Source organism: Stenotrophomonas sp. RS-48, assembly GCF_030053245.1.
In the GTDB taxonomy this organism is placed as follows: Bacteria; Pseudomonadota; Gammaproteobacteria; order Xanthomonadales; family Xanthomonadaceae; genus Stenotrophomonas; species Stenotrophomonas maltophilia_P.
In genome coordinates this window covers 1-2,626 of the sequence record NZ_JASGBV010000102.1, presented here as the reverse complement: position 1 = coordinate 2,626, position 2,626 = coordinate 1, and the positions used below count along the sequence as shown (strand labels likewise).

Annotated in this window: 2 protein-coding genes and 1 pseudogene; all 3 read left to right on the top strand. The window is 69.5% G+C overall.

The window, feature by feature from the left end; genetic code table 11:
* Positions 1 to 272: pseudogene (locus QMZ25_RS17035) on the top strand (methyl-accepting chemotaxis protein); the annotation flags it as partial.
* A 202-nt stretch (positions 273 to 474) separates the two neighbouring features.
* On the top strand, positions 475 to 948 hold the full coding sequence (locus QMZ25_RS17030) for a hypothetical protein (protein WP_128990761.1): 474 nt from the start codon (positions 475 to 477) through the stop codon (positions 946 to 948).
* Positions 949 to 951: 3 nt separating this feature from the next.
* Positions 952 to 2,626, top strand: a 1,675-nt coding sequence (locus tag QMZ25_RS17025) for a PAS domain-containing protein (RefSeq protein ID WP_283220011.1), incomplete at its 3' end; no start/stop codon positions are given.

Below are 2,626 nucleotides of genomic sequence, written 5' to 3'. Positions count from 1 at the left end.
TGGACGAGACCACCCAGCAGAACGCCGCGCTGGTGGAGGAAGCCACCGCCGCTGCACGGGCGATGGAGGAACAGGCTGTGCAGCTGGGTGAGGCCGTGGCCCGCTTCCGCCTGGAGTCACAGAATGAAGCACCGCTACCGGCGGTGGTCGTGGCGGCGCAGCGCAGAACGCCAGCGGCAGCTCCAGCGGCCAGGCCGGCTCCCCAGCGCGTCGCACGCGCCGCGGCGGCGCAGCCGGCGCTGGCACTCGACGGCGACTGGCAGGAGTTCTGACCTCATCGGAACCGGGACGCGTCGGATTCCTGCACGCTGGCAGGGATCCGACCCTCGACCGGCCCGGTCTGCTCGCCGTGACTCCTCGCCGGTTGTCGCAACGCATCACAGTTCCAGCGTTGCCCCGGCCAACTGATTGAATTTTTCTTCAGGTTCAGCCGCCGCTCGCCGCTAACGGGACACGGTCCTACGCGAGCCAGCGATGCCAGCCAGCAACGACCCCGACCCGATACCGGTACAGCGTGGGCGAATGCTGGCCGGCGTGCTGCTGCTCGCTGCGTGGCTCGGATGGACCCTCGCCGCGCTGTGGGCGCAGGCCGATGCTTCACAGCCACCGGCCGGCCGCTGGCGCGCCGCGGACGTGCTGGCGCAGCTGTCGCCCGCCGTGCTTGCCGCCAGCCACCAGCATCCCCTGCTGCTGCGGCAGTCCATCGTCTGTGGCTGCGCCCCACCGGCGCGCACACCCGACGGCATCGATCTGCGGGAGGCCCGCACGCCGCTGCCCTTCGAATGGCTGGTGCTGTACCAGCAGCGCCTTGTCTATGCCGGGCCCTCCCTTCTCGACGCGGGCTGCGGCGGCCGTCCGCTCGCAGCCGCTCCACTGGTTGCGGGGCTGCTGCGCAATGCACAGGCGCCCGTGATCCTTTCCCATCATTGCCCATGCCACAAGGAGTAGCGCATGCATGCCTCCACCCGTAATACCGCCGCGCCGACCGGTCAGCCGACACCGCCTTACCTGCGCACGCTGGCCGCGGGTGCCGACCGCCTGTTCCTGCTGGTCAGTGCAGGGCTGGTCCTGGCCTCGCTGGCACTGGCCGTGCGCCATGGGCAATGGACACCGTGGCTGCTGGTCGCACTGCCTGCGCTGCTGGTCAGCGCGGTGCAGGTCCACCTGCAACCCGGCAGCCGCCTCAGCCGCTGCACGACAGCGCTGGCGTGGATGGTGCTGTCGGCCACCTTGATCCACCAGACGCACGGACAGCTGGAGACCCACTTCACGGTCATCGTGCTGATCGCACTGCTGCTGTACTACCGCGACTGGCTGCCGATCGTGGTGGCCGCCGTGGCGATCGCCGTGCATCACGTGCTGTTCTTCGCCCTGCAGACGCGCGGCCTGCCGTACCCGGTATTCGCCGCCGGCAGTGGTCTGGGCGTGCTGGTCCTGCACGCCCTGTACGTCACCATCGAGGCCGGCCTGCTGTCGGTGATGGCCGTCCAGATGCGCCGCCAGCTTCTGCTGCTCGGCCACGACCCGCAGCAACTGGCACACCTGGCACGCGGCCTGGCCGACGACCAGCCCCTGCCCGAGGCGCTGCATGCCAGCCAGTTCCCGCAGGACTCGCTGGCCGCCGCCCTGGTCCAAGCCAGCACCCGGCTGCTGCAGCGCCGCCAGCGCGAGCTGGCGGCCGGTGGCGAATCGCTGCGCATCCGCAGCGCGCTGGACGATGTCACCACCAACGTGATGATCGCCGACCGTGACCGCAACATCGTCTTCGTCAACCGTCCACTGCAGAAAATGCTGGCCGCCGCCGAAGCCGACCTGCGCCGTGACCTGCCGCAGTTCAGCGCCGCCGACCTGCTGGGCCGCAACATCGACATCTTCCACCGCAATCCGGCCCACCAGGCCACCCTGCTCGACCGCCTCACCGGCACCTATCGCACGCAGATCCGCGTCGGCGGCCGGGCCCTGCAGCTGATCGTCAATCCGATCATCGGCGACGACGAACAGCGCCAGGGATTCGTGGTGGAGTGGGCCGACCGCACAGCCGAGATCGAGGTCGAAGAAGAACTCGGCCATATCGTCGATGCCGCCGCGCAGGGCGACTTCAGCGGCCGCGTCGGCACCGCCGGCAAGGAAGGCTTCTTCCTGCAGCTGGCGGAACGCCTCAACGGCCTGCTGGATGCCAACGCACGCAGCATCGAGCAGATCTCGCAGCTGCTGTCCTCGCTCTCGCGCGGCGACCTCACCGTGCAGATGCAGGGCGACTTCCACGGCGTTTACGCCCGCATCCGCGACGATGCCAACACCACCATCGCTGAGCTGACCCGCATCGTCGGCAGCATCCAGGCAGCCTCCAGCCGCCTCACCGGCGCTGCCGCCGGACTGGCGCAGGGCAATGGCCACCTGGCCAGCCGTACCGAACAGCAGGCGGCCAGCCTGGAGGAAACCGCCGCCACCATGGAGGAGTTGACCGCGACCGTGCGCCAGAACGCGGGACATGCGCGGCAGGCCAACCAGCTGGCCACCGATGCGGCCGACATCGCCGGCGAGGGGCGCACGGTCGTCGGCCAGGTGGTCACCACCATGTCCGCCATTGAAGCCTCCTCGAAGAAGATCGCCGAGATCATCAGCG